At 65.7% G+C, this 20,571-nt stretch carries 19 protein-coding genes; 4 read left to right on the top strand and 15 right to left on the bottom strand.

Translation table 11 applies throughout. From position 1 onward, the window contains the following. Positions 1–141: 141 nt before the first annotated feature. Genes MLE18_RS14250 through MLE18_RS14265 form a run of 4 tightly spaced genes read right to left on the bottom strand, consistent with a single transcriptional unit; the run spans position 142 to position 4,537 of the window. Positions 142–1,239, bottom strand: coding sequence for a class II glutamine amidotransferase (locus MLE18_RS14250; RefSeq protein ID WP_243439471.1), 1,098 nt, complete (start codon positions 1,237–1,239; stop codon positions 142–144). Between the two features lie 15 nt (positions 1,240–1,254). After that, positions 1,255–2,544, bottom strand: a complete 1,290-nt coding sequence (locus tag MLE18_RS14255; RefSeq protein ID WP_243439472.1) for an NAD(P)/FAD-dependent oxidoreductase — start codon at positions 2,542–2,544, stop codon at positions 1,255–1,257. 13 nt (positions 2,545–2,557) lie between these two features. After that, positions 2,558–3,010: a 4Fe-4S dicluster domain-containing protein gene (locus tag MLE18_RS14260; RefSeq protein WP_243439473.1), complete on the bottom strand. Its 453-nt coding sequence runs from the start codon at positions 3,008–3,010 to the stop codon at positions 2,558–2,560. A 3-nt stretch (positions 3,011–3,013) separates the two neighbouring features. Then, positions 3,014–4,537, bottom strand: coding sequence for a glutamate synthase-related protein (locus tag MLE18_RS14265; protein ID WP_243439474.1), 1,524 nt, complete (start codon positions 4,535–4,537; stop codon positions 3,014–3,016). A gap of 694 nt (positions 4,538–5,231) precedes the next feature. Here MLE18_RS14265 and MLE18_RS14270 point away from each other — a divergent pair. Then, entirely contained in the window at positions 5,232–6,212 is a 981-nt protein-coding gene (locus MLE18_RS14270) for a 4Fe-4S binding protein (protein ID WP_243439475.1), read from the top strand. Between the two features lie 234 nt (positions 6,213–6,446). On the opposite strand, the gene MLE18_RS14275 is transcribed toward MLE18_RS14270, so the two are convergent. Then, positions 6,447–6,800: an EF-hand domain-containing protein gene (locus MLE18_RS14275; RefSeq protein ID WP_243439476.1), complete on the bottom strand. Its 354-nt coding sequence runs from the start codon at positions 6,798–6,800 to the stop codon at positions 6,447–6,449. A gap of 158 nt (positions 6,801–6,958) precedes the next feature. Further along, positions 6,959–7,234, bottom strand: a complete 276-nt coding sequence (locus MLE18_RS14280) for an EF-hand domain-containing protein (RefSeq protein WP_243439477.1) — start codon at positions 7,232–7,234, stop codon at positions 6,959–6,961. 151 nt (positions 7,235–7,385) lie between these two features. Between MLE18_RS14280 and MLE18_RS14285 the strand changes: the two genes are divergently transcribed. Both MLE18_RS14285 and MLE18_RS14290 read left to right on the top strand, forming a co-directional pair. Continuing rightward, the gene (locus MLE18_RS14285) at positions 7,386–7,880 is read left to right on the top strand and encodes a nucleotidyl transferase AbiEii/AbiGii toxin family protein (RefSeq protein ID WP_243439478.1); all 495 of its coding nucleotides are present in this window, start codon (positions 7,386–7,388) and stop codon (positions 7,878–7,880) included. Beyond that, a complete protein-coding gene (locus MLE18_RS14290; protein ID WP_243439479.1) occupies positions 7,877–8,062 on the top strand; it encodes a hypothetical protein in 186 nt (61 codons plus the stop codon). Before MLE18_RS14285 ends, MLE18_RS14290 begins: the two co-directional genes overlap by 4 nt. A gap of 146 nt (positions 8,063–8,208) precedes the next feature. On the opposite strand, the gene rpoD is transcribed toward MLE18_RS14290, so the two are convergent. The 8 genes from rpoD to MLE18_RS14330 all read right to left on the bottom strand — a co-directional run bounded on the left by rpoD (position 8,209) and on the right by MLE18_RS14330 (position 17,900). Next, on the bottom strand, positions 8,209–9,978 hold the full coding sequence (rpoD, locus tag MLE18_RS14295) for an RNA polymerase sigma factor RpoD (RefSeq protein ID WP_243439480.1): 1,770 nt from the start codon (positions 9,976–9,978) through the stop codon (positions 8,209–8,211). After that, a complete protein-coding gene (dnaG, locus tag MLE18_RS14300) occupies positions 9,975–11,693 on the bottom strand; it encodes a DNA primase (protein WP_243439481.1) in 1,719 nt (572 codons plus the stop codon). Before dnaG ends, rpoD begins: the two co-directional genes overlap by 4 nt. A 70-nt stretch (positions 11,694–11,763) precedes the next feature. After that, on the bottom strand, positions 11,764–14,100 hold the full coding sequence (locus MLE18_RS14305; protein WP_243439482.1) for an endonuclease MutS2: 2,337 nt from the start codon (positions 14,098–14,100) through the stop codon (positions 11,764–11,766). A 213-nt stretch (positions 14,101–14,313) separates the two neighbouring features. Further along, positions 14,314–14,760 (bottom strand): GatB/YqeY domain-containing protein, encoded by a 447-nt coding sequence (locus MLE18_RS14310; protein ID WP_243439483.1) that lies wholly within the window; start codon positions 14,758–14,760, stop codon positions 14,314–14,316. Next, positions 14,760–14,960 carry a 30S ribosomal protein S21 gene (gene rpsU / locus MLE18_RS14315; protein ID WP_173081155.1) on the bottom strand — a complete coding sequence of 67 codons (201 nt, stop codon included), beginning with the start codon at positions 14,958–14,960 and terminating at the stop codon, positions 14,760–14,762. Before rpsU ends, MLE18_RS14310 begins: the two co-directional genes overlap by 1 nt. Before the next feature lie 323 nt (positions 14,961–15,283). Next, positions 15,284–15,556: an HU family DNA-binding protein gene (locus tag MLE18_RS14320; RefSeq protein ID WP_243311144.1), complete on the bottom strand. Its 273-nt coding sequence runs from the start codon at positions 15,554–15,556 to the stop codon at positions 15,284–15,286. Between the two features lie 233 nt (positions 15,557–15,789). Next, positions 15,790–16,590, bottom strand: a complete 801-nt coding sequence (gene rsmA / locus MLE18_RS14325) for a 16S rRNA (adenine(1518)-N(6)/adenine(1519)-N(6))-dimethyltransferase RsmA (protein ID WP_243439484.1) — start codon at positions 16,588–16,590, stop codon at positions 15,790–15,792. Continuing rightward, positions 16,587–17,900: an O-acetylhomoserine aminocarboxypropyltransferase/cysteine synthase family protein gene (locus MLE18_RS14330; RefSeq protein WP_243439485.1), complete on the bottom strand. Its 1,314-nt coding sequence runs from the start codon at positions 17,898–17,900 to the stop codon at positions 16,587–16,589. The genes rsmA and MLE18_RS14330 overlap by 4 nt, the downstream gene beginning before the upstream one ends. A gap of 156 nt (positions 17,901–18,056) precedes the next feature. On the opposite strand from MLE18_RS14330, the gene MLE18_RS14335 reads away from it, so the two are divergent. Beyond that, positions 18,057–19,673, top strand: a complete 1,617-nt coding sequence (locus tag MLE18_RS14335; RefSeq protein ID WP_243439486.1) for an FAD-dependent oxidoreductase — start codon at positions 18,057–18,059, stop codon at positions 19,671–19,673. A 403-nt stretch (positions 19,674–20,076) separates the two neighbouring features. Here MLE18_RS14335 and MLE18_RS14340 read toward each other — a convergent pair whose 3' ends face one another. Further along, positions 20,077–20,412, bottom strand: coding sequence for a hypothetical protein (locus tag MLE18_RS14340; protein WP_243439487.1), 336 nt, complete (start codon positions 20,410–20,412; stop codon positions 20,077–20,079). Positions 20,413–20,571 lie beyond the last annotated feature (159 nt).

The following is a 20,571-nucleotide window of genomic DNA, read 5'->3' on the forward strand; positions in this document are numbered from 1 at the left end:
CCCCCCCCCCCCCCCCCCCCCCCCCCCCCCCCCCCCCCCCCCCCCCCCCCCCCCCCCCCCCCCCCCCCCCCCCCCCCCCCCCCCCCCCCCCCCCCCCCCCCCCCCCCCCCCCCCCCCCCCCCCCCCCTCTTCAACTTCCTCTTAGTCTTCCAGCTTCACGATGACGGGCTCGCCCGCCTTGGGGGCCCACACGTTGTCCAGAACGCGGTCCACCTCGCGGATGGAGGATTCCTCGCTGGACATGTAGACGTTGTTGCCGTGCTCGGCCACCACCAACGGACGCAGCTTGATGCGGTCGTTGAGGCCCATCAGGCAGGTGCCGTCGGAGACAAGGATGGCGAAGGGGCCGTTGAGCAGCGCTGAGCCGTAGACCATGCGCAGGGTCTCGTAGGCCTTCTTCTGCTCTTCGGGCATGCGGTCGATCTCGTCCCAGAACGGCGGGGCGAAGACCTTGCTGGCCATCTGCAGCGACAGGCCGTGCTTGCGCACCAGCAGGTCGAGCTCGTAGGCCACCACCTCGGTGTCAGTCATCAGCGTGCACTTGTAGTCGTGCTCGCAGAGGTAGCGCATGTTGATGCCGTAGGAGCTGATCTCGCCGTTGTGCACGACGGACCAGTCCAGCAGCGTGAACGGGTGCGCGCCGTGCCACTGGCCGGGGGTGTTGGTCGGGAAGCGGTTGTGCCCGGTCCAGATGTAGGCGCTGTATTCGTCCAGTCGGAAGAACTCGGCGATGTCCTCGGGGAAGCCGATGCCCTTGAACGCGCCCATGTTCCTGCCGGAGGAGAACACGAAGGCCGGCGTCTTGGAGTTGATCTCCATGATGACGTTGACCACGAAGTCCTTCTCGTCCAGGGAGCGCCACTGGGGCCGGTCCATGCCCTGCTTGGGGGTCAGGAAGTAGCGCCAGACGATAGGCGGGTTCTTGATGACCGGGGTGCGCTTGGTCGGGATCGGCTGGGACTCGTGCACCGTGAAGAACGACTTGATGATCTCCTCGGCCTTGTCCAGCCCGGCCTGGGTGTCGCACATGATGTGGAAGGCGTACTTGTCGGCCATGTCCGGGTAGATGCCGTAGGCCGCGAAACCGCCGCCGAGGCCGTTGCCTCGGTCGTGCATGGTGCACATGGCCTTGATGGGCATGTCGCCGGGGATCAGCTCGCGCTTGGTGTTGATGACGCCGAAGACGCCGCAGCCCGAGATGTCCTTCTGGAAGTCGTAATATCTGAAGGGAGCCTTCATTGGCTTGTGGTCTCCTTAAACGATCTCTTGCGCGCCGACCGGGTTGAACTTCTCGTCAAAGAAGCCTTCCGGCCACTGCAGGATGGAGGGGCAGCCCGAGACGAGCTTGGCCTTGGTGTCGGCGTCCAGGGGGAACTTGAACCGGATGAACCCGGTGTAGAGCCCGGCGTTGTCGATGTCGCCCAGCATCACGTAGCCCACGAGCCTGCCGTCCTTGAAGACGAGCTTGCGGTAGGTTCCGTTCTCCTCGTCCAGGTCTTCGGCCAGCTCGATGCCTTCCTCGCCGGGGGCGGGGTTGACGATGCCCACGCTCACGGTGGGCAGGCCGTAGAAGGCGATGGAGTTCATGGCCAGGCCGCCCAGGTAGGGGCTGTCGGCTCCTGCCATGTTCTTGCCCGCGTAGAAGCCCTGGTTGAAGGCGTTGGGCCAGATGGGCACCACGCGGTTGTCGTCGAGGATGAGGTCCTTGGCCTGGGCCACGTCGCCGGCGGCGAACACCGCCGGGTCGGAGGAGGCCAGCTTCTCGTCCACCACCACGCCGCGGTCCACCTTGATTCCGGCGTCCTTGGCCAGGGAGGCGGCGGGCACCACGCCGATGGCGATGACCACGGCCTGGGCGGGCAGGAAGGAGCCGTCCTTGAGGTGCACGCCCACGATGGCGCCGTCGGCGCCGCGCTTGATCTCGGTGGCCTGGGTGCCGCAGTGCACGTCGATGCCCACATCGGCCAGGCGCTTGGCCACCAGGCCGCCCGCCTTGTCGTCGAAGGCGGCGGAGAGCACGCGGGGAGCCAGCTCCACGATGGAGACCTTCACGCCGCGATCGTGCAGGGCCTCGGCGGCCTTGAGGCCGATGAGGCCGCCGCCGACGACCACGGCGGTCTTGCAGTTCTTGGCCACGTCCACCAGGGTCTCGGCGTTGGCCAGGGTGGTGAAGCTGTAGACCCCGGGGCCGTCCTTGCCCGGCAGGGGCGGCACGAAGGGCACGCCGCCGGTGGCCAGCAGCAGCTTGTCGTAAGGATGGGTGTTGCCGTCGTCGGTGGTGACGGTCTTGGCCTTGGCGTCGATGGACGTCACCTTGGAGCCCAGGGCCATCTTCACCTTGTACTTGTCATAGAAGGTGATGGGCCGAAGCGGCATGCGCTCGGGGCCGATCTTGCCCGCCAGCAGGTAGGAGATGAGCGGGCGGCCGTAGGTGGGGGTGCTCTCCTCGGAGATGACCAGAATCTCCCCGTCGGGATCAGCCCTGCGGATGCCCTCGATGGCGCCCACGCTGGCCACGCCGTTGCCCACAATCACGTATTTCATCGCAATTCTCCGCTTAGTCCTTGCCGCGATCTTCGTAGACGAGGCCGGCGTTGGGGCACGCTTCCACGCAGGCGGGCATGTCGCGCCCGGCGCACAAGTCGCACTTGATGATCTTTTCCTTCACCGGGTGCCTGCGGATGGAGCCGAAGGGGCAGGCCATCAGGCAGGACCAGCAGCCCACGCACTGCTCTTCGTTGTACTCGCAGCGCCCGGTCTCCGGGTTCTTGGTCAGCGCGCCGGAGATGCAGGCGGCCACGCACATGGGCTCCTCGCAGTGGCGGCAGGAGAGGGCCACGCACACCGGGCCCTCCTGGGCCACGTTGCGCCTGGGGGCCAGGCCCTCCTGGGCCTTTTCCACGTTGTGGGCCAGGATGATGTCCTTGGACTTGGAGTGGGCGGTGACGCAGGCCACTTCGCAGAGGTGGCAGCCGATGCAGACCGCCTTGTTGGGGTATATCTTCTTCATGGCCTATCTCCCGGCGGGCTTCACACCCAGGATGTCCATCTCGCTCTGGCTCAGGCCGACGGCGCGAAGCTTGTCGCGGTTGCCGCGCACGGACTCGATGGAGTTGAGACCCATGCCGCCGAGCATCTCCTCGATTTCGTGGGCCCAGGCCTTCATGAGGTTGGCCATCTTCTTGGCCGCGATATCGGGGTTCTGGCGCTTGGCCAGATAGGGATCGTTGGTGGCGATGCCCCAGGGGCACTTGCCGGTGTAGCAGCGGGCGCACAGCGTGCAGCCCACGGCCAGCAGGGCGGCGGTGGCGATGTACACGGCGTCCGCGCCCAGGGCGATGGCCTTGATCACGTCGGCGGAGCAGCGGGTGCCGCCCGCCACGACCACGGAGGCGTCGTTGCGGATGCCCTCGTCGCGCAGGCGCTGGTCAACGGAGGCCAGCGCCAGCTCGATGGGGATGCCCACGTTGTCGCGGATCATGGCCGGGGCCGCGCCCGTGCCGCCGCGCATGCCGTCGATGGCCACGATGTCCGCGCCGGCGCGCACCACGCCCGAGGCGATGGCGGCCACGTTGTGCACGGCCGCGATCTTCACGGAGACGGGCTTCGTGTAGTCGCTGGCTTCCTTGAGGGCGTAGATGAGCTGGTGCAGATCCTCAATGGAGTAGATGTCGTGGTGCGGGGCCGGGGAGATGGCGTCGGAGCCCAGGGGCACCATGCGCGTCTCGGAGACCATGGCGTTGATCTTCTCGCCTGGCAGGTGCCCGCCGATGCCGGGCTTGGCGCCCTGGCCGATCTTGATCTCGATGGCCGCGCCCGCGTTCAGGTAGTCGCGGTGCACGCCGAAGCGGCCGGACGCCACCTGCACGATGGTGTTGGGGCCGTACTTGTAGAGGCTCTCGTGCAGGCCGCCCTCACCGGTGTTGTAGTAGGTGCCCACTTCCGTGGCGGCGCGGGCCATGGCCACGTGCAGGTTGAAGTTGATCGAACCGAAGCTCATGGCCGAGAACATGATGGGAATGTTCAGCTTGATGTTCGGCTTCGTGGGGGTCTTCAACCTGGGGCCTTCGGGGGTCTCCTCGAATTCCAGGCGGTTGGGCTTGGAACCCAGATAGGTGCGCAGTTCCATCGGCTCGCGCAGGGGGTCGATGGAGGGGTTGGTCACCTGGCTGGCGTCGAGCAGGAGCTTGTCCCAGTAGACGGGGATGTCCACCGGGGAGCCCATGCCCGCGAGAAGGACGCCGCCGGAGTCGGCCTGCTTGTAGACGTTCTTGATGAACACAGGCCGCCAGAGGGCGTTGGGTTTGAAGTTGGAGGGCTTCTCCTGGATGAGAAGCGCCTGGGTGGGGCAGTACGCCTCGCAGCGGTGGCAACCGATGCACTTGGTGTTGTCGTGGCGCACGCACTGTCTGGCTTCATCCCAGTAGTGCACTCCGTATGAGCACTGGCGCACGCACACCTGGCAGTTGATGCAGGCGTCCTTGTCCCGGACGACGAAGAAGTCGTGGTAGTTCTTGTTGATGGGAGCGAAGGCCAAGTCGGTCACCTCTTCTGAAACGTTTTAGAGGGGTACTGGGGGCCGTCGGTTCGGCTTGCCCGGCCCGCTCCCCCTGCTCGGCTGCGGGCCCCTGCGATGCGTCCCGGCGGGTGGCCGGGCCTGAAAAAAGTGGGAAGTGGACAATGAAAATTATTGGCAGTTTCGTCAAGTTAAATAAGCACCACCATTTCAGCTAGATAGAACTCTGTTTTTTTAAAATCGAGGCCTGGCGGGCAAAAAAGTACATTTTTGCATGGTCCCCGGGGCTGAAAAAACACGTGCTACACTCCTGTAGGGCAGGCCCGGGAAGCTAGATATACCGGGATTCGTTCCGGTGTTGCCGTATTCTGGAAACGCCGTTCCGCCTACGGGTACGGCTGAATGTGTTTCATTTTTGTAGAGTGAAACAAAATATCATACCGTTGCGGTCTGGTATCTGGCGGACTCCACCTTGCCCGCCAGACCGTACCGTCAGTATTGGATTTAAGACTGGCGGGGGCACTGTCAATGGCGGTTCCCCGAATGCTTCCGAGCAGCCTGGGCCTTTGCTCGGTCGCTGACACGCTGCATCGCTCGCCATGCGAAGTGTCGGCCTGCCGACTCGACAGGGCCACAGTTCGGTGCCATAGGCTGCGGCGCGGCCCGGGCGCATCCGCCCTGCCCCGCGCATGCCACATACAGGACGTCCATCATCATGACCTCGCGCCTTACCCCTTTCCGGCTCCGCCGGCTGCTCCAGTACCTGTTCACGGCCATCTGCCTGTTGGCCGGCGTCCGGCTCTACCTTTTCTGCGCCTGGGCCGCGGGAGCAAGTGAGACCTTCGTGGCCCGGCCGCCCGTGGCCGAGGGCTTCCTGCCCATCAGCGCCGTGATGGCCCTGAAGTTCTATCTGTTCACCGGCCTGTTCGACCCGGTGCATCCTGCCGGGCTGACCATCCTGATGACCGCCCTGCTCGTCTCGCTCCTGCTGCGCAAGGGTTTTTGCGCCTTCGTCTGCCCGGTGGGCCTCGCCTCGGACCTGCTGAGCGCCCTGGGCAGGCGCCTGGGCTTCGGCGGCGCGGGGCCGCACTGGCTGGACCTCGCCGCGCGCCAGCTCAAGTTCGCGCTGCTGGCGGCCTGCCTCTACTTCTTCCTCTCCATGCCGCTCATGGCCATGCGCGGCTACCTGATGGGCGAGCACAACATCGCGGCGGACGCCTCCATGCTGCGTTTCTTCCTCTCGCCCTCGCCCACCACGCTGATCGTGCTCGGCGTGCTGGCCGTGGGCACCCTGCTGACGCGCAACATCTGGTGCCGCTGGCTCTGCCCGTACGGCGCCCTGCTCGGTCTCGCGGCCCTGACCGGCCCCACCGGAATCCGCCGCAAAGATGCCACTTGCACCAGATGCGGGCGCTGCGAGCGGGCCTGCCCTTCGGGCATCCTGATCCGGCGCAAGACGGACGTGCGCGTTCCCGAGTGCATCGGATGCGCTCAGTGCGTGGGGGCTTGCCCGGAGGAAGGAGCGCTGGGGGTTCGCGCCGCCGGGAAGGCGGTCTCATGGCGTTGGTTGGGATTTGGAACCGCCGGGGTGGTGCTGTCGGCCTGGCTGCTGGCCGAGGCCACGGGGCGCTGGGCCTCGGCCCTGCCGCTGGAGATGGTCAAGCCCATCTACGGGGCGATCTTCAGGACGTTCTAGCTGTAACCCAGCGAAGCGATATGGGAGTTGAGAGGGAGGAACTCCCTCTCGCGGGAGTGTCCAGAGAGGGCGGCGCCATCTCTGGCCGCCGGAGGCAGCCACCTTTCCTGGTGGCTGGCACGGGTTGAAGAGGCCTCCGGCGGCAAAAGGGAGTTCCTCCCTTTTGAATCCCGTATAGCTTCGCGCCGGGCCGGGGAGCTTGCCCGTTCGCCGGGACGTTCGCCCGGCAGGAGTCTACTGCGCGGGCGCGGTGGGCTCTGCCCTGTTCTGCGGGTCGGTACGCATGCCCGCCACATGGGCCTGCCATTCGTCCTTGCTGAGCTTGCCGTCGCCGTTGGTGTCGGCGCGCTTGAACTTCTCCTCGGTGAAGCCGGGGAAGGCCTTGCGGACCTCCTCCAGAGTCAGCTGGCCGTCGCCGTTCTCATCCATGCGAAGGAAAAGCTGCGGCTTGGGATGGTCCTTGTCGGGCTGTTGGCCCGGGGCCGCCTTGGCTGGGCCGGGGCGCTGGTTCGTCATCTGGGCGGATGCCCCCTGGGCGGCCAGGGCCGATGCCATCGTCAACACCACTGCGACTGCGATCTTCCTCACTGCACTTCCTCCAAGACGGACCTCCTGACTGGAGGCCCGGATAGCGTACCAGGTGACGCCGCGTACGGCGAAAAAAAGCCGGACGGCCTGGGCCATCCGGCGAACATGGCTCGACGCCACCTTATAGCAGGCAGCCCGGGAGCGGGCAAGCGCTGCGGCTACATGCCTCCGCTCTGACGCTTGGCGCGCACGGATTTGGCGTAGGCCTGCCACTCGTCCAGGGAGAGCTTGCCGTCACCATTGGTGTCGGCCTTGCGCATCGTGTCGTCGTTGAAGCGGGGGAACTGCCTCTGCACCTCGGATTTGGTGAGATAGCCGTCCTTGTCGGTATCCATGCGGTCGAACAGGGGGTGGCTGCCCGAACTCTGGGCGAAGGCGGCGGTGCTGAACAGGAGCGGGAACGCGAAGACGATGAATTTCATGCTGAAGCGCATTGGATGGTCCTCCTGGATGGTATCCGGCTTGGGCCGGGATTCCCAATGGAGTCTGCCGGATGGGGCGGGAAGTTACAATACGCGGTGGCCGCCCGGCGAGAAATCGGGCTGACATATGGCGCGTCAGAGGGGTTTAAGGTAGGTATCGTCCATGCAACTCGATTATGAGGGACTCTTCAAAGCCTTGAGCGAGGCCGGCATCCGCTACCTGCTTACCGGCGGGGTGGCAGTGAATTTCCACGGCCTGCCGCGCATGACCTTCGACGTGGACCTCATCGTGTTGTTCGAGCGGGACAATCTGGAACGGCTCACCACCCTGCTGGAGGGGCTCGGCTATGTTCCGAGGCTTCCCGTCCCGGCGGCCGGACTGGCCGACGAGGCCACCCGCGAACAGTGGAAGCGGGACAAGGGCCTGTTGGCCTACACCTTCATGCACCCCAGCCAGCCCATGGCCGAGGTGGACGTCATGATCGACACGCCCGCGCCGTTCGAAGAACTGGCGGCCAGGGGGATGAACGTCCCGTTCGGCTCCACGACGGTGCCGCTCATCTCCCGGGAGGATCTGATCGCTACGAAGCTCGGCTCCCCGAGGCGGCAGGATATCTGCGACGTGGAAGCGCTGCGAAAGTTGGAGGGCGGCTCGTGAAAGACGATGAACAGTCCCTGGTGGGCTTCTACCACGAACCGGACGAAGAGATGGTCAAGGAGTACGGGAAGTGGCCGCTGGAGCGACGGGCGGCCTGGCTGTTCGCGGGGCTCAAGATGCGGATGCTGCTGCCCAAGGAAGTGAGGGCGTTGCAGGATCAGTTTCGGAGGGGGGAGAGGTAGGCGAACAGGCTGGCTTGAGCGTCGATCACCGGCCATTGTGACAACAAAGCCCCGGACGGCATCACCGCCCGGGGCTTTCAATATGAGATTCCAAAGGGCGCAGCCCTTTGGCCGCCGGAGGCTTCTAACCCTCCAGCCTTTACTTCCTAGCTCTCGTAGTAGCTCCTCAAGTGCTGGCTCCGCACCGGGTGCCTCAACTTCCTCAAGGCTTTCGCCTCGATCTGCCTGATACGCTCACGGGTGACGTTGAACAGCTTGCCCACCTCTTCCAGGGTGTGGTCGCTCTTCTCGCCGATGCCGAAGCGTTTCCTGAGCACCTGCTCCTCCCTGGGGGTCAAATCCGACAGCACCCGGGCGATCTGCTCGGTGAGCTTGGTGTTGACCACTTCCTCGGCGGGGGCCAGGGCCTTCTTGTCCTCGATGAAATCGCCCAGGCTGGAATCTTCCTCGTCGCCGATGGGCGTCTCCAGGGAGATGGGCTCCTTGGCGATCTTGAGGACCTTCTTGACCTTCTCCAGCGGGTAGTCCATGCGCTCCGCGATCTCCTCGGGGGTGGGGTCGCGGCCGAGCTCCTGCACCAGGTAGCGCGAGGTGCGGATGAGCTTGTTGATGGTCTCGATCATGTGCACGGGGATGCGGATGGTGCGGGCCTGGTCCGCGATTGCGCGGGTGATGGCCTGCCGGATCCACCACGTGGCGTAGGTGGAGAACTTGTAGCCCCGCTGGTACTCGAACTTGTCCACGGCCTTCATCAGGCCGATGTTGCCCTCCTGGATCAGGTCCAGGAACTGCAGGCCGCGGTTGGTGTACTTCTTGGCGATGGAGACAACCAGACGCAGGTTGGCGCGGATGAGCTCCTGCTTGGCGCGGGCGGCGGCGTTGTTGCCGCGCTTGATGCGCCAGAGCACCTCCTCCAGGTCGGAGACGTGGTGGCAGCACTTGTCCTGCAGGCGGGTGAGGATCTCCATCTTGGCCAGGATCATCTCCTTGAAGGAGAAGACCTCGTCCACGGTCATGGAGAGGCTCTCGGCGGCCACCATGGGGTTGATCTCGCGGGCCTCCATCTGCTTGAAGATGGTCTGGATCTCCACCTGCGTCTTACCGGTGGAGAGCAGGTAGGCCGAGAGGTCGCGCTGGCAGTTGTGCATCTGGCGCACGTAGTCCTCGACGGTCTCGATGACGCGGTCGATGAGGGTCTTCTCCAGCTTGATGTCGCGCAGGCGGTTGACCACCTCGTCCTTGAAGGCCACGATCTCGCGCTGCACGCCAGCGACGCGGCGCTCCAGGCTGGCGCAGGAGTCGAGCTTGGTGTAGATTTTGCGGCGCTTCTTGAAGATCGCCTTGAGTTCGTCGAGCAGCAGGATGACGCGGGAGCGCTGGTTCATCTCGTCTTCGGAGGGGTCGTCCTCCTCGATGGTCTTGACCACGTCCTTGAGCTTGATGCGCCCGATCTTGAGGTCCTCGCCGACCTGGATCAGCTCCTCCAGGGCCACGGGGACTTCAACGAGGGCGTAGAGCACGTCCATCTCGCCGTTTTCGATCTTCTTGGCGATGGTCACTTCGCCGTCGCGGTCCAGCAGGGGCACGGCGCCCATCTCCCGCAGGTACATGCGCACCGGGTCCGTGGAGCGCGCGGAGTAGTCCAGCGCGTCCTCGCTCTCGGTAAGCTCCAGCTCCGGTTCCGGAGCCTCGTCGCCTTCGGTGGGCATCACCTCGATCTTGCGCATCTCCTTCTCGGAGTCCACAATGGCGATGTCCATGGAATCAAAGATGGAGATGACCTCCTCCACCTGATCCGGATTGGCGGTCAGCTCCGTGGGCAGCGCCTTGTTGACCTCTTCGAAGGTGAGGAAGCCTTTTTCCTTACCTTTGGCGATAAGGGTTTTTATCTGCTGGATGTCCTTGATATTGCTCACTGATCCCTCCCCACTAGATCACTTAAGGCGGCCATGAGGCGCTTCTCTTCCTCGAAGTCGCCCCTGTCCCTGGCGTCGCGCATGGACTCGATGAGCCCGCGCTTGCGCTCCTCCACCCTGACCCGCTGGCCGTGGGCCGATATGTCTTCCCACCAGCCGCGCGCCTCCTCCTCGCTGAGGGGCGGCTTGCTGGCGCATTGTCCCCAGAAGCTCTTCTGCTTGTCGTCCAGGTAGGGCAGCACGTCGTACTGGCCGTACCGGGAGAGAAGACGCCAAAAGGCCCTGGCTCTATCCGTGGCCAGGGTCTCGAAGATGTTCATCCGTTCCAGCTCCGGGATATGGGCCGGGCTGCGGATGGCGAATTCCAACACTTGAGCGTCCTTCTTGGCCTCGGAGCTCATGGGCTTGGCCGGCTGCTCGGGGGCCTCCCGCCGCTTCCCGGCCGCCGGGCGCGTCGCGTGGAGCCCGCGCAGTTCGTGCTCGCCCAGGCCCAGGCCGTGGGCCAGCCGGGTGAGCATGGCGGCGCGCAATCCGTCCGAAGACAATTCAGCCAAAAATTCCAGCGCCCAGTCCACAACGTCCTTGGGGGACGACGTTCTGCGCACGGCGGCCAGGCTGAAGTCCAGCCCCTCGCGGGCCTGGTCCAGGCAGGCCTGGAAGGCGGCCGCCCCGCCGCTCTTGAGCAGGCTGTCGGCGTCCTCCCCGTGGGGCAGCAGGGCCACGCGGCATTCCGCGCCCTGCAGCAGGAGCATCCGCGCGCTGCGCAGGGCTGCCTTCTCGCCCGCGGCATCCCCGTCAAACACCAGGGTCACCTGCCGGGTGAACCCGGTCAGCCGCTTGACTTGCTGCGGCGTGAGCGCCGTGCCGAGCACGCCCACGGCCTCGGTGAAGCCGTGCTGGTGCAGGGCGATGACGTCCAGGTAGCCCTCGGTGAGCAGCACCCGCCCGGCGCGGGCCAGGTTGGCCCTGGCCTGGTACAGGCCGTAGAGGTGCTCGCCCTTCTTGTAGATCACCGAGTCGGAGCTGTTCAAATACTTGGGGTCGCCCTCGCCCATCACCCGCCCGCCGAAGGCCACCACCTTGCCGGAGACCTCGTGGATGGGGAACATGAGCCGTCCCCGAAATCTGTCCCAGACGCGGCCGCCTTCGTTCTCGATGAGCAGGCCCGAGGCCACGGCGTCGGCGGAGCGGTATCCCTTGGGGCGAAACAGCCTCTCCAGGGAGTGAAAATCGTCCGGAGCATAGCCAAGCTGGAAGCGCTCGGCCATTTCCGGGCTCACGCCGCGCCGCTCCAAATATTGACGCGCCGCGTCTCCTGGGGGTCCATACAGGCAATCCCGATAAAAGTCCCGCGCCAGGGAGTGCATTTCGGCGGCCGCCTGCCGCTGCCTGCGCCTGGCCTCCTCCTGGGGGTCGGGCTTGAACTCGGCCAGTTGGACCCCGGCCTCCCGCGCCAGTTGCTCCAAGCCCTCCCGAAAGTCCAGGCCGTTGATGCGGCAATAAAAATCGATCACGTCTCCCGAGGCCTGGCAGCCGAAGCAGTGGAAGAAGCCTTTGTCGGGGTGGACGTTGAAAGAGCCTTTGGTTTCGTTGTGGAAGGGGCACGGACCGACCAGCCGGCCGCCGACGTTGCGCAACTCCACGTAGCGTCTGGCTATATCGGCTATGTTCAGCCTGGACTTGACGGCCTGTATGGCACGGGGATCGTTCTTCATGATCCTCGGTAGTTCCGGTTGTGCCCTAGGTAAGTCCGTTTCCGCGGGGAGCAAGTCCCCGCCTGCCACATTATTTCAGCTCCACCAGGGTCATGCCGTCGCCGCCCCTGTCTTCCGGCGCCAGAGAAAAGGAGGCCACGGCCGGAAAGTCCTTGAGCATGCCGTGCACTTCGCGGCGCAAGGCCCCGGTGCCGCGCCCGTGGATGATCTCCAGCCCATGCACGCCGCGCAGGATGGCCTTGTCCAGGAAGGCGGCCAGCTCGCCCAGGGCCTCGTCGGCGCGCATGCCGCGCAGGTCGAGGGTCAGGAACGGGCCGGAGGGCGCGCCCGGAGCCTCCTTGACCACGGCCGGGCCGGATGCCGAGGCTGCCTTGGCCTTGGCCGCCGCAATCCCGCTGGGGGGCGAGACGTCCTCGAAGGGGGCCCAGAGGCTCACGCCGCCCATGTCCAGCTTGAGGGCGCGGCGCTTCTCGTCCTTCTCGCGTACGAGGCCGGCCTTGTCCCAGCCCTTCAGGCTCACGGAAGCGCCCACGGCCACGTCCTCCCAGGCCCAGGCGGGCGCGGGGGCGGCTTCGGCTGGTTCCAGGCCCAGGCCCTCCACGGACTTGCGGGTCTGCGCCAGCTCCTTGAGGGCCTGCTTGCGGCTGATCTTGTCCTTCTGGGCTTCCTGCATCAGGGAGCGTGCCTGGGTGCGCAGCTCGTCCAAAAGTTTGCGGCGCTCCTTCTCGAAGCTCTCGGCCAGTGTGCGGCGGCGCTGCTCCAGCTTGAGTTTCTCGCGGGAGACCTCCTCAAGTTCGCGTTCGCGGGTCAGGGCCAGCTCGTTGAGCCGGTCGAACAGGCGGGCTGAGTCCTCACCGCCCATGAGCAGGTATTTCTGGGCCTGGTCCAGGATGTCCTCGGCCAGGCCGCACTCACGGGCCACGTCCAGGGCCACGGAGGCGCCCACCTGGTCGTAGGCCAGCACGAACACGGGCTTCTTGGTCTTGGGGTCGAAGAGCATGGAGGCCGAGCGCACCCCGGGCTTGGTCAGGCCGTAGGCCTTGAGCGCCGGGAAGTGCGTGGCAGCGGCCACGAAGGCCCCCTTCTCCATGAGCTTGTCCACCACGGCCTGGGCCAGCGCGGCGCCCTGGGAGGGGTCCGTTCCCGCGCCGAACTCGTCCAGGAGCACCAGGCTGTCAGCGCCCAGCGCGCCCCAGGCGCGGCTCAGGTGGCTGATCTGGGCCGTGAAGGTGGAGAGGTGGTCCTCAAGGCTCTGCTCATCGCCCATGAACACGTAGACCTTGCCCCAGAACGGCAGGCGGCTGCCCTCGCGCGCGGGCAGGGGCAGGCCGGAGAGGGCCATGAGCGCGCACAGGCCCAGGGTCTTCAGGCAGACCGTCTTGCCCGAGGCGTTGGCCCCGCTGATGATGAGGGCGCGCTGGTCCGGTTTGAGCAGGATGTCCAGGGGCTTGGCCTTGCCCGCCTCGGTGAGGGCCAGCAGGGGGTGGCGCGCGGCGAAAAGCTCCACCGAGCCCTCCCCGCCCACCTCGGGCACGCAGCCATCCATGAGCGAGCCCAGGGCTGCCTTGGCCAGGAGCACGTCGGTCTCCACGGCCACGGCGTAGGCGGCGCGCAGGGCGTCCTCCTCGGCGCGGGCCAGCCCGGTGAGGAACTGGAGCACCTTCTGCTCCTCCTCGCGCTCCTCGTGCTTGAGTTCCTGGAGGCGGTTGTTGATCTCCACCAGGAAGAGCGGCTCAACGTAGCAGGTCTCGCCGGTCTGGGAGTAGTCGTGGATGATGCCCTGGATGCGGCCCTTGAAGTTGGACTTGAGTGGCAGGACGTAGCGGTCGGAGGAGATGGTCATGTAGTCGTCCTGCAGGAACAGGGCGAGGCCCTCCTTGGCCACGAAATCCTTCACCTGGGAGGTGCAGCGCTGGTGGATGCGCCTGATCTCCTGACGGACGGAGAACAACTCAGGCGAGGCCTCGTCGCGCAGGCCGCCGTCCTTGGCCAGGCAGCGCTTGAGCGCCGGGTGCAGCCGGGCCGGCCAGGGCCTGGCCAGCACGGACTCGGCCAACAGCGGCCAGCGGGGGCTGTCGGCCTGGTCCTCGAAGCGCTCGCGCAGGGCTTTCGCCGCATCGAGCACCTCGCGCACGGCCCAGAGGCCGTCGGCGTCCAGGGTGCGGTGGGCCTGGGAAAGATAGTGGAGCACGCCCTCAAGCGCCGGGAAGGCCTGCATGCGCAGGCCCGTGTCCGCGACGCAGGCAGCGCCCTGGCGCAACAGTTCCTGCGCGGCGGCCAGCTCGCCGGGGTTGCCCAGCGGGGCCACTTCCAGGCAGGCCCTGGCGCCGGATTCGGAGACGGCAAGGCGGGCCAGGTGCCCGAGCACCTTGGAAAATTCGAGTTGGGTCAGCGTGCGCTGTTCCATAGAATGATGCCGCCGGTGCGGATGCGGCACCGCCCGGGGCGGGCCGATTCCTGATGAAGGTTCATGCGGCGCGCAGGCCGGACGGATGCAGCGGGGGCCGGTGCGCCGGCTGGGGCGTGATTCGGCGGCGATGCGGGGAAATGGGAGAAAAGTTCGCCAACGGACATGCTCGGCCCTCTGAGACAGGGTTCGGCTCGCTTCGCGGAGGCGAGGCTACGAGCTGAGTCTGGCTTTGACGATTTCGCTGACGGCCTTGCCGTCGATGCGGCCCTTGAAGCGGGCCATCACCGCCTGCATCACCTTGCCCATCTCCTTGGGGCCGGACGCGCCGGTCTCCGCGATGGCGGCGTCAACGGCGGCGGCCGTCTCCTCGGGGGTGAGCTGGGTGGGCATGTAGGCCTTGAGGACGGCCAATTCGGCCTCCTCGCGCTCGGCCATGGCCGCGCGGCCGCCCTGGCGGAACTGCTCGATGGACTCCAGGCGCTGCTTGACCTGCCTCCCGATCACCTCGAGGACCTCCTCGTCGGTGAGCGGACGCAAAAGCTCCACCTGGCGGTTCTTGATGGCCGTCTTGAGCATTCTCAAGACGGCCACCCGAACCTCTTCCTTGGCCTTGTAGGCCGAAAGAAAGTCTTTCTCTATCTGTTCTTGCAGATTCATTACATTTGGTTGATCTTGCGCATTTTCTTGAGCAGACGCTTGCGGGCCGCCGCTTTCTTCTTCTTGCGCATGACGCTGGGCTTCTCGTAATGCTGACGCTTTTTCAGCTCGGAGAGGATGCCGGCCTTCTCGACCTGCTTCTTGAAACGACGCAGGGAGATGTCGAAGTTGTCGGACTCTTCAAGGTAAACACCGGGCAAAGAAATCACCCCCTCTCTCGGTCCGGCCTGTGGCCGGACGCCCGTGGAATTTCGCGATGCCTAACCAAGGCCTGATAGCCCGGCTTCGGCAAAGGAGCAAGCACTATTTCGGGCAGCGCCCGTAAAACGAGTCCGCCCGGCATTCCTGCCGGGCGGATGGAATTCGCACGTCCCCTCGGGCTGATCGAAAACCGTCTCGCGTCACGATGTCCCACCATCCGGCAGGATTAACTGCCGCAGACGCTCGCCCGGCTCAAAACGAGGGAACAAAGGAGAGGTTCATGCCGCGTTCAAGGGGCAGCATGCCCTTTCACCCCCGAAAGTTATTTCACGGAGTCCTTGAGCAGCTTGCCGGGGCGGAACTTGACCACCTTGGAAGCGGGGATCTTGATCTCGGCGCCGGTACGGGGGTTGCGGCCGGTGCGGGCCTGGCGCTCTTCAACCATGAAGGTGCCAAAGCCAGTCAGGGTGAGCTTGCCATCGGCAACCAGGGTGGCCTCGACGGCCTCCAGGAAGGCGTTCAGGGCGCGTTCGGCGTTGGCCTTGGTGATGCCGGCCTTCTCAGCAATTTTGACTACCAGATCAGCCTTCGTCATCGGTCCTCTCCTCCTCGGGTTCTGTTTCGATACGCAGCAGACGTATCGTGACTAGCATGGGCGGTTTTTGGTTGGCAACCGCCAAAACCCGCGCCCCGCGCTGATTGCGGGGCTTGGCGTTCCGGCGGAAGACTGGTCAGCCTTATAGCAATAGCAGGCCGATGTCCAGGGGGAAGGCCCTGTTTTCCTTACTCCTGGCCAACAATTGCCTCTACCGGGGCCGAAGATTCCCCTCATCGGACATCCTCTATGCCGACGGCGTCCATCAATCCGGCGATTTGTCCGGGCGACAGCTCCTCGGGGCGGCACACGGGCGAGAGCCCCTGGGCATCCAGATAAGCGCGGGCCGGGTCTCCGAGGCTTTTGCCCAGGATGGAGCCCAGCTGTTTGCGGCGCTGGCTGAATATGCGTTTGATGAACGCCGAAATCCTCTCCGGATGGGCCGGACGCTGCTCGACGGGAAGGGGCGTGAAACCGACCACGGCCGAATCCACCTTGGGCCTGGGGTGGAACACCCCCGGCCCCACCTTGAACAGAACGTGCGCCTCCACATGGCTCTGCAGCCACACGGAGAGCCCGCCGTAATCGCGGGTGCGCGGCACGGCCGCGATGCGCTGGGCCACCTCCCACTGCACCATGAACACCGCCCTGGCGAAGCGGGTGGCCTGGCTGGCCAAATCCCACATGATGGGCGAGGCCACGTTGTAGGGCAGGTTGCCCACCACGCGTATGCCGGGCAGCCGGTCCAGGCGTTCCCAGTCGAAGCGCAGGGCGTCGGCGTTGACCACTTCCAGTTCCGGCCAGCGGGCCTTGAGGGCCGGGGCCAGGTCCCTGTCCTTCTCCAGGGCCAGCACGTGCGCCGCGCCGCTTTCCAGCAGGTGCTCGGTCAGCGCGCCGCGTCCGGGCCCGATCTCGAGCACCGTGTCCCCCGGGCGGATGCCCAACGCGGCCACGATCTTGCGGGCCACGTTGGGATCGGCCAGGAAGTTCTGCCCCAGGCTCTTCTTGGGCCTTGCGAATCCTTCGTGCTTCACGCTTGGCTCGCAGTGAGGGCCTGGTCGAGGTCGGCGATGATGTCCTTGGCGGATTCCAGGCCCACGGAGATGCGCACCAGGTCCGGGCTGACGCCGGCATCCAGCTGTTCCTGCGGGGTGAGCTGGGAATGCGTGGTGCTGGCCGGGTGGATCACCAGGGTCTTGGCGTCAAGGATGTTGGCCAGGTGCGAACAGAGCTTCACCGATTCGATGAACTTCGTTCCTGCCGCAAGCCCGCCCTTGACCCCGAAGCCGAACACCGCGCCCGGCCCCAGCGGGAAGTAGCGGGCGGAGCGGTCGTGGTCCTTGTGGCCGGGCAGGCCCGCGTAGTTCACGAAGCTCACGGCGGGGTGGGCGCTCAGGAAATTGGCCACGGCCAGGGCGTTCTCGCAGTGGGCCCTGGCGCGCAGGGGCAGGGTCTCCACCCCCTGAAGGATCAGGAAGGCGTTGAGCGGAGCGAGGCAGGCCCCGGTGTCGCGCAACATGCCGCAGCGCGCCTTGAGCGTGAAGGCCATGCACTTGAGCGCACCTTCCTCCAGCCCGCAGAAGCTCTTGTAGAAGTTGACGCCGTGGTAGGTGGGGTCCGGCTCGGTGATTTCAGGGAATTTCCCCCCCTGGGCCCAGTCGAAGGCGCCCTTCTCCACGATGGCCCCGCCGATGGAGTTGCCGTGGCCGCCGATGATCTTGGTCAGGGAATAGACGCAGATGTCGGCACCGTAATCGAAGGGATTGAAAATGGGCGGCGGAGCCACGGTGTTGTCCACCACCAGGGGCAGCCCGTGCTCGTGGGCCACCGCGGCCAGGGCTTCCATGTCGTCCACGTTGCAGCGCGGGTTGCCTATGGACTCTGTGTAGACCAGCCGGGTGTTGGCATCGATGGCCCGGGCCACGGCCGCGGGGTCGGAGGTGTCCACGAAGCGGGCCTCTATGCCGAAGCGCTTCAAGGTGTGGGCGAAGAGCGTCACCGTGCCGCCGTAGAGGTTCGAACCGGTGACGAAGTTCTGCCCCGCCTGGGTGATGGTGGTCACGGCGGCGAAGATGGCAGCCATGCCCGAGGCGAAGCACAGCCCTGCCGAACCGCCGTGCATGGCGGCCAGCCTGTTCTCCAGCACCTCGTTGGTGGGGTTCATGATCCTTGAATATATGTAGCCGAACTCCTTGAGGGCGAAGAGATTCGCCGCGTGCTCGGTGTCGCGGAAGGTGTAGGACGTGGTCTGATAGATGGGCACGGCCCTGGAGCGCGTCTGGCAGTCGGGGGACTGCCCGGCGTGCAGGGCCAGTGTTTCGATACCGGGTTTGTCTGCGCTCATGGCTTTTCTCCTTGCAGAGTATGCACCAGCGTCTACCCGCGCCAAGGGCAAAAGAAAAGAGGGTTGAGCAAAGGGCTGGGAAAAGGGTATCTTCAAACCATAGCCATGAACATCCTCAAAAAATTATACTCCGCCCTGACGGAGAGGAAGCCCCCCATGCCCGAACCGAAGCAAGACTACACATGGTACCTGCCGGAAAAGAGCCGTGAACAGCTCAGCGTCATCTTCCGGGAGATGCAGGAGCCTGTGAACCTGCACGTCTTCACCCAGAAGGGGGTGGGTGACCTCTACAACGAGTTCCTGCTGCACTTCCTGGAGGACGTGGCCCACCTCACGGACAAGATCATCCTGCACCGCCACGCCCTGGGCGACGAGGCGGCCCAGGCGCACGGCGTCACCTACTCCCCCACCCTGCTCGTGGAGCCCGAACGCTACCGCCTGCGCTTCGTGGGCGCGCCCATCGGGGAGGAAGGACGCAGCTTCCTGGAGGCGGTGCTCCTGGCTTCCAGGCGGAACTCCGGCCTCACGGACGAGTCCAAGGCCAAGCTGGCCACGCTGGAGGAGCGCCGCAGCGCCAAGGTGTTCGTCACGCCCACCTGCCCTTACTGCCCGGCCCAGGTGGTCAACGCCATGCGTTGCGCGGTGGAGCGCCCTGACCTGGTGGAGGCTTGGTGCGTGGAGACAAGCCAGATCGTGGAACTGGGCGACCGCTACAACGTGGGCAGCGTGCCCCACACCGTGTTCAATGAAAAGCTGGTGGTGCTTGGTCTGGAGCCCGAGGCCCGCTTCGTGGAGGAGTTGGTCACTCTCCGGGCCTCAGAGGTGATGGCGCCAGTGCACACCCACGCCCCGGGCGAGACGCTGAAAGTGGATTGCCTGATCCTGGGCGCCGGTCCGGCCGGGCTTACGGCGGGCATCTACGCCGGGCGGGCCGGGCTCTCCGCCCTGATCCTGGAGCGCGGCGCGCTGGGTGGGCAGGTCTCCCTCACGCCCGTGGTGGAGAACTACCCTGGCTACGTCAACGTGGCCGGGTTGGCGCTTATCGAGATCATGAGCGCCCAGGCCCGGCAGTACTGCGAGATCATCCAGGAGGAACCCCAGGAGCTCACGGCCACGCCTGAGGGCTTCAGCGCGCGCACGGCCACGCTCAACATCGAAGCGAAAACGCTGCTGCTGGCCACCGGGGCCACCTGGAAGAAGCTGAACGTGCCCGGGGAGGAGGAGTACTTCGGCCACGGCGTGAGCTACTGCGCCACCTGCGACGGCTATCTCTATAAAGGGCGCAAGGTGCTGGTGGTGGGCGGGGGCAACACGGCCCTCACGGACGCGCTCTACCTGAAAAACCTCTCAGTGGACGTGGCCATCGTGCACCGCCGCGACAGCTTCCGGGCGGAGAAGCACCTCGTGGATTCGGTGACGCGCGAGGGCGTGCCCGTGCACTTCGGCTGCACGGTGGAGCGGATCCTGGGGGACTCCAAGGTGCGCGGCGCCAGGCTGCGCTGCGCCGGTTCGGACCAAACCAAGGACCTGGAGGCCGACGGCGTGTTCGTTGCCATCGGGGAGACACCAAACACGGACGTGGCCGTGAAACTGGGCTGCGAACTGACCGAAGGGGGCGACATCAAGGTGGACGCACAGATGCGCACCAGCGTGCCCAAGGTCTACGCCGCGGGCGACGTGACGGGAGGCGTGCGGCAGATCGTCACTGCCGTGGGCCAGGGCGGCACGGCGGCCCTGACAATCTTCGACGACCTGACCAGGACGCGGAGCTGACAGCGGGAAAAGGAGCGCCACAGGCACGCTGGAGAACGGCGGGCAGAGGGAGGAAGCCGGGAGCCCCGCTTTGTGCCGGGGAACCCTGGGGCCAGTCATGGCTTGGAAAAGCTGCCGCGCCAGAGCGGGGCGGCCACGAGCCGAAGGAAGCCTCCGGCGGCCGAAGGGCTTCGCCCTTCGGAATCGCTTATCAATGCGTTGCTCCGAAGCCCGGCCTTCCTCAATGCCTGTGGCGGATCACGTCCCCGACGAGGATCATGGCCAACAGCCCCCAGCACAGGCAGACGGCCAGAGCGGCGCAGAGTCGTTGGCTTACGGTTTCCATGAAACACCCTCCTTGACCGCATGGCTGGCCCGCCGCTCGTGAAGACGTCCTCGCGCAGCGGCCCGTTTTCGATGCGGCTTATTGACTGACAGAGGTCTTCTTCTGCCAGGATTTGCTTTTGCCGTTGGGGCCGGTCACTGATTTGTCCTTGGTCCAGGTCTTCGTGGCGCTGTCCCAACTGCCCGAGGCGTCCTTCTCCACGCTCTTCCCGCCTGCGCCGGTGGTGGTCTCGGAGCGTGTGTAGCCGTTGTCCGTCCTTGAGCCGGTCACGCTTTTGGAGACGGTCTTGCCGCCGGAGCCGGTGACCGAGGTGTTGCGCTCATAGGCCCGCGAGAGCCCGGAGCCCCCCAGGACGAGGGCGGCGGTGAAGGCCAGGGACGTCAGGGCGGCAAAGGTGCGTTGCGAAGCAATCATGGATGTCTCCCGTCGGGTTGCTGTTGTTTCGGGCGGCCGGGACGCTCTGACTGCGCGGCCGCGACGAAACACAGACCGGAACTCTACCCACCAGGTTACACCAATACGAGGCCGTAGTTCAACGGATTTGATCGCGAAACGAATCGTCCGCAGGGATCG

It is taken from the genome of Fundidesulfovibrio soli (assembly GCF_022808695.1).
Lineage (GTDB): Bacteria > Desulfobacterota > Desulfovibrionia > Desulfovibrionales > Desulfovibrionaceae > Fundidesulfovibrio > Fundidesulfovibrio soli.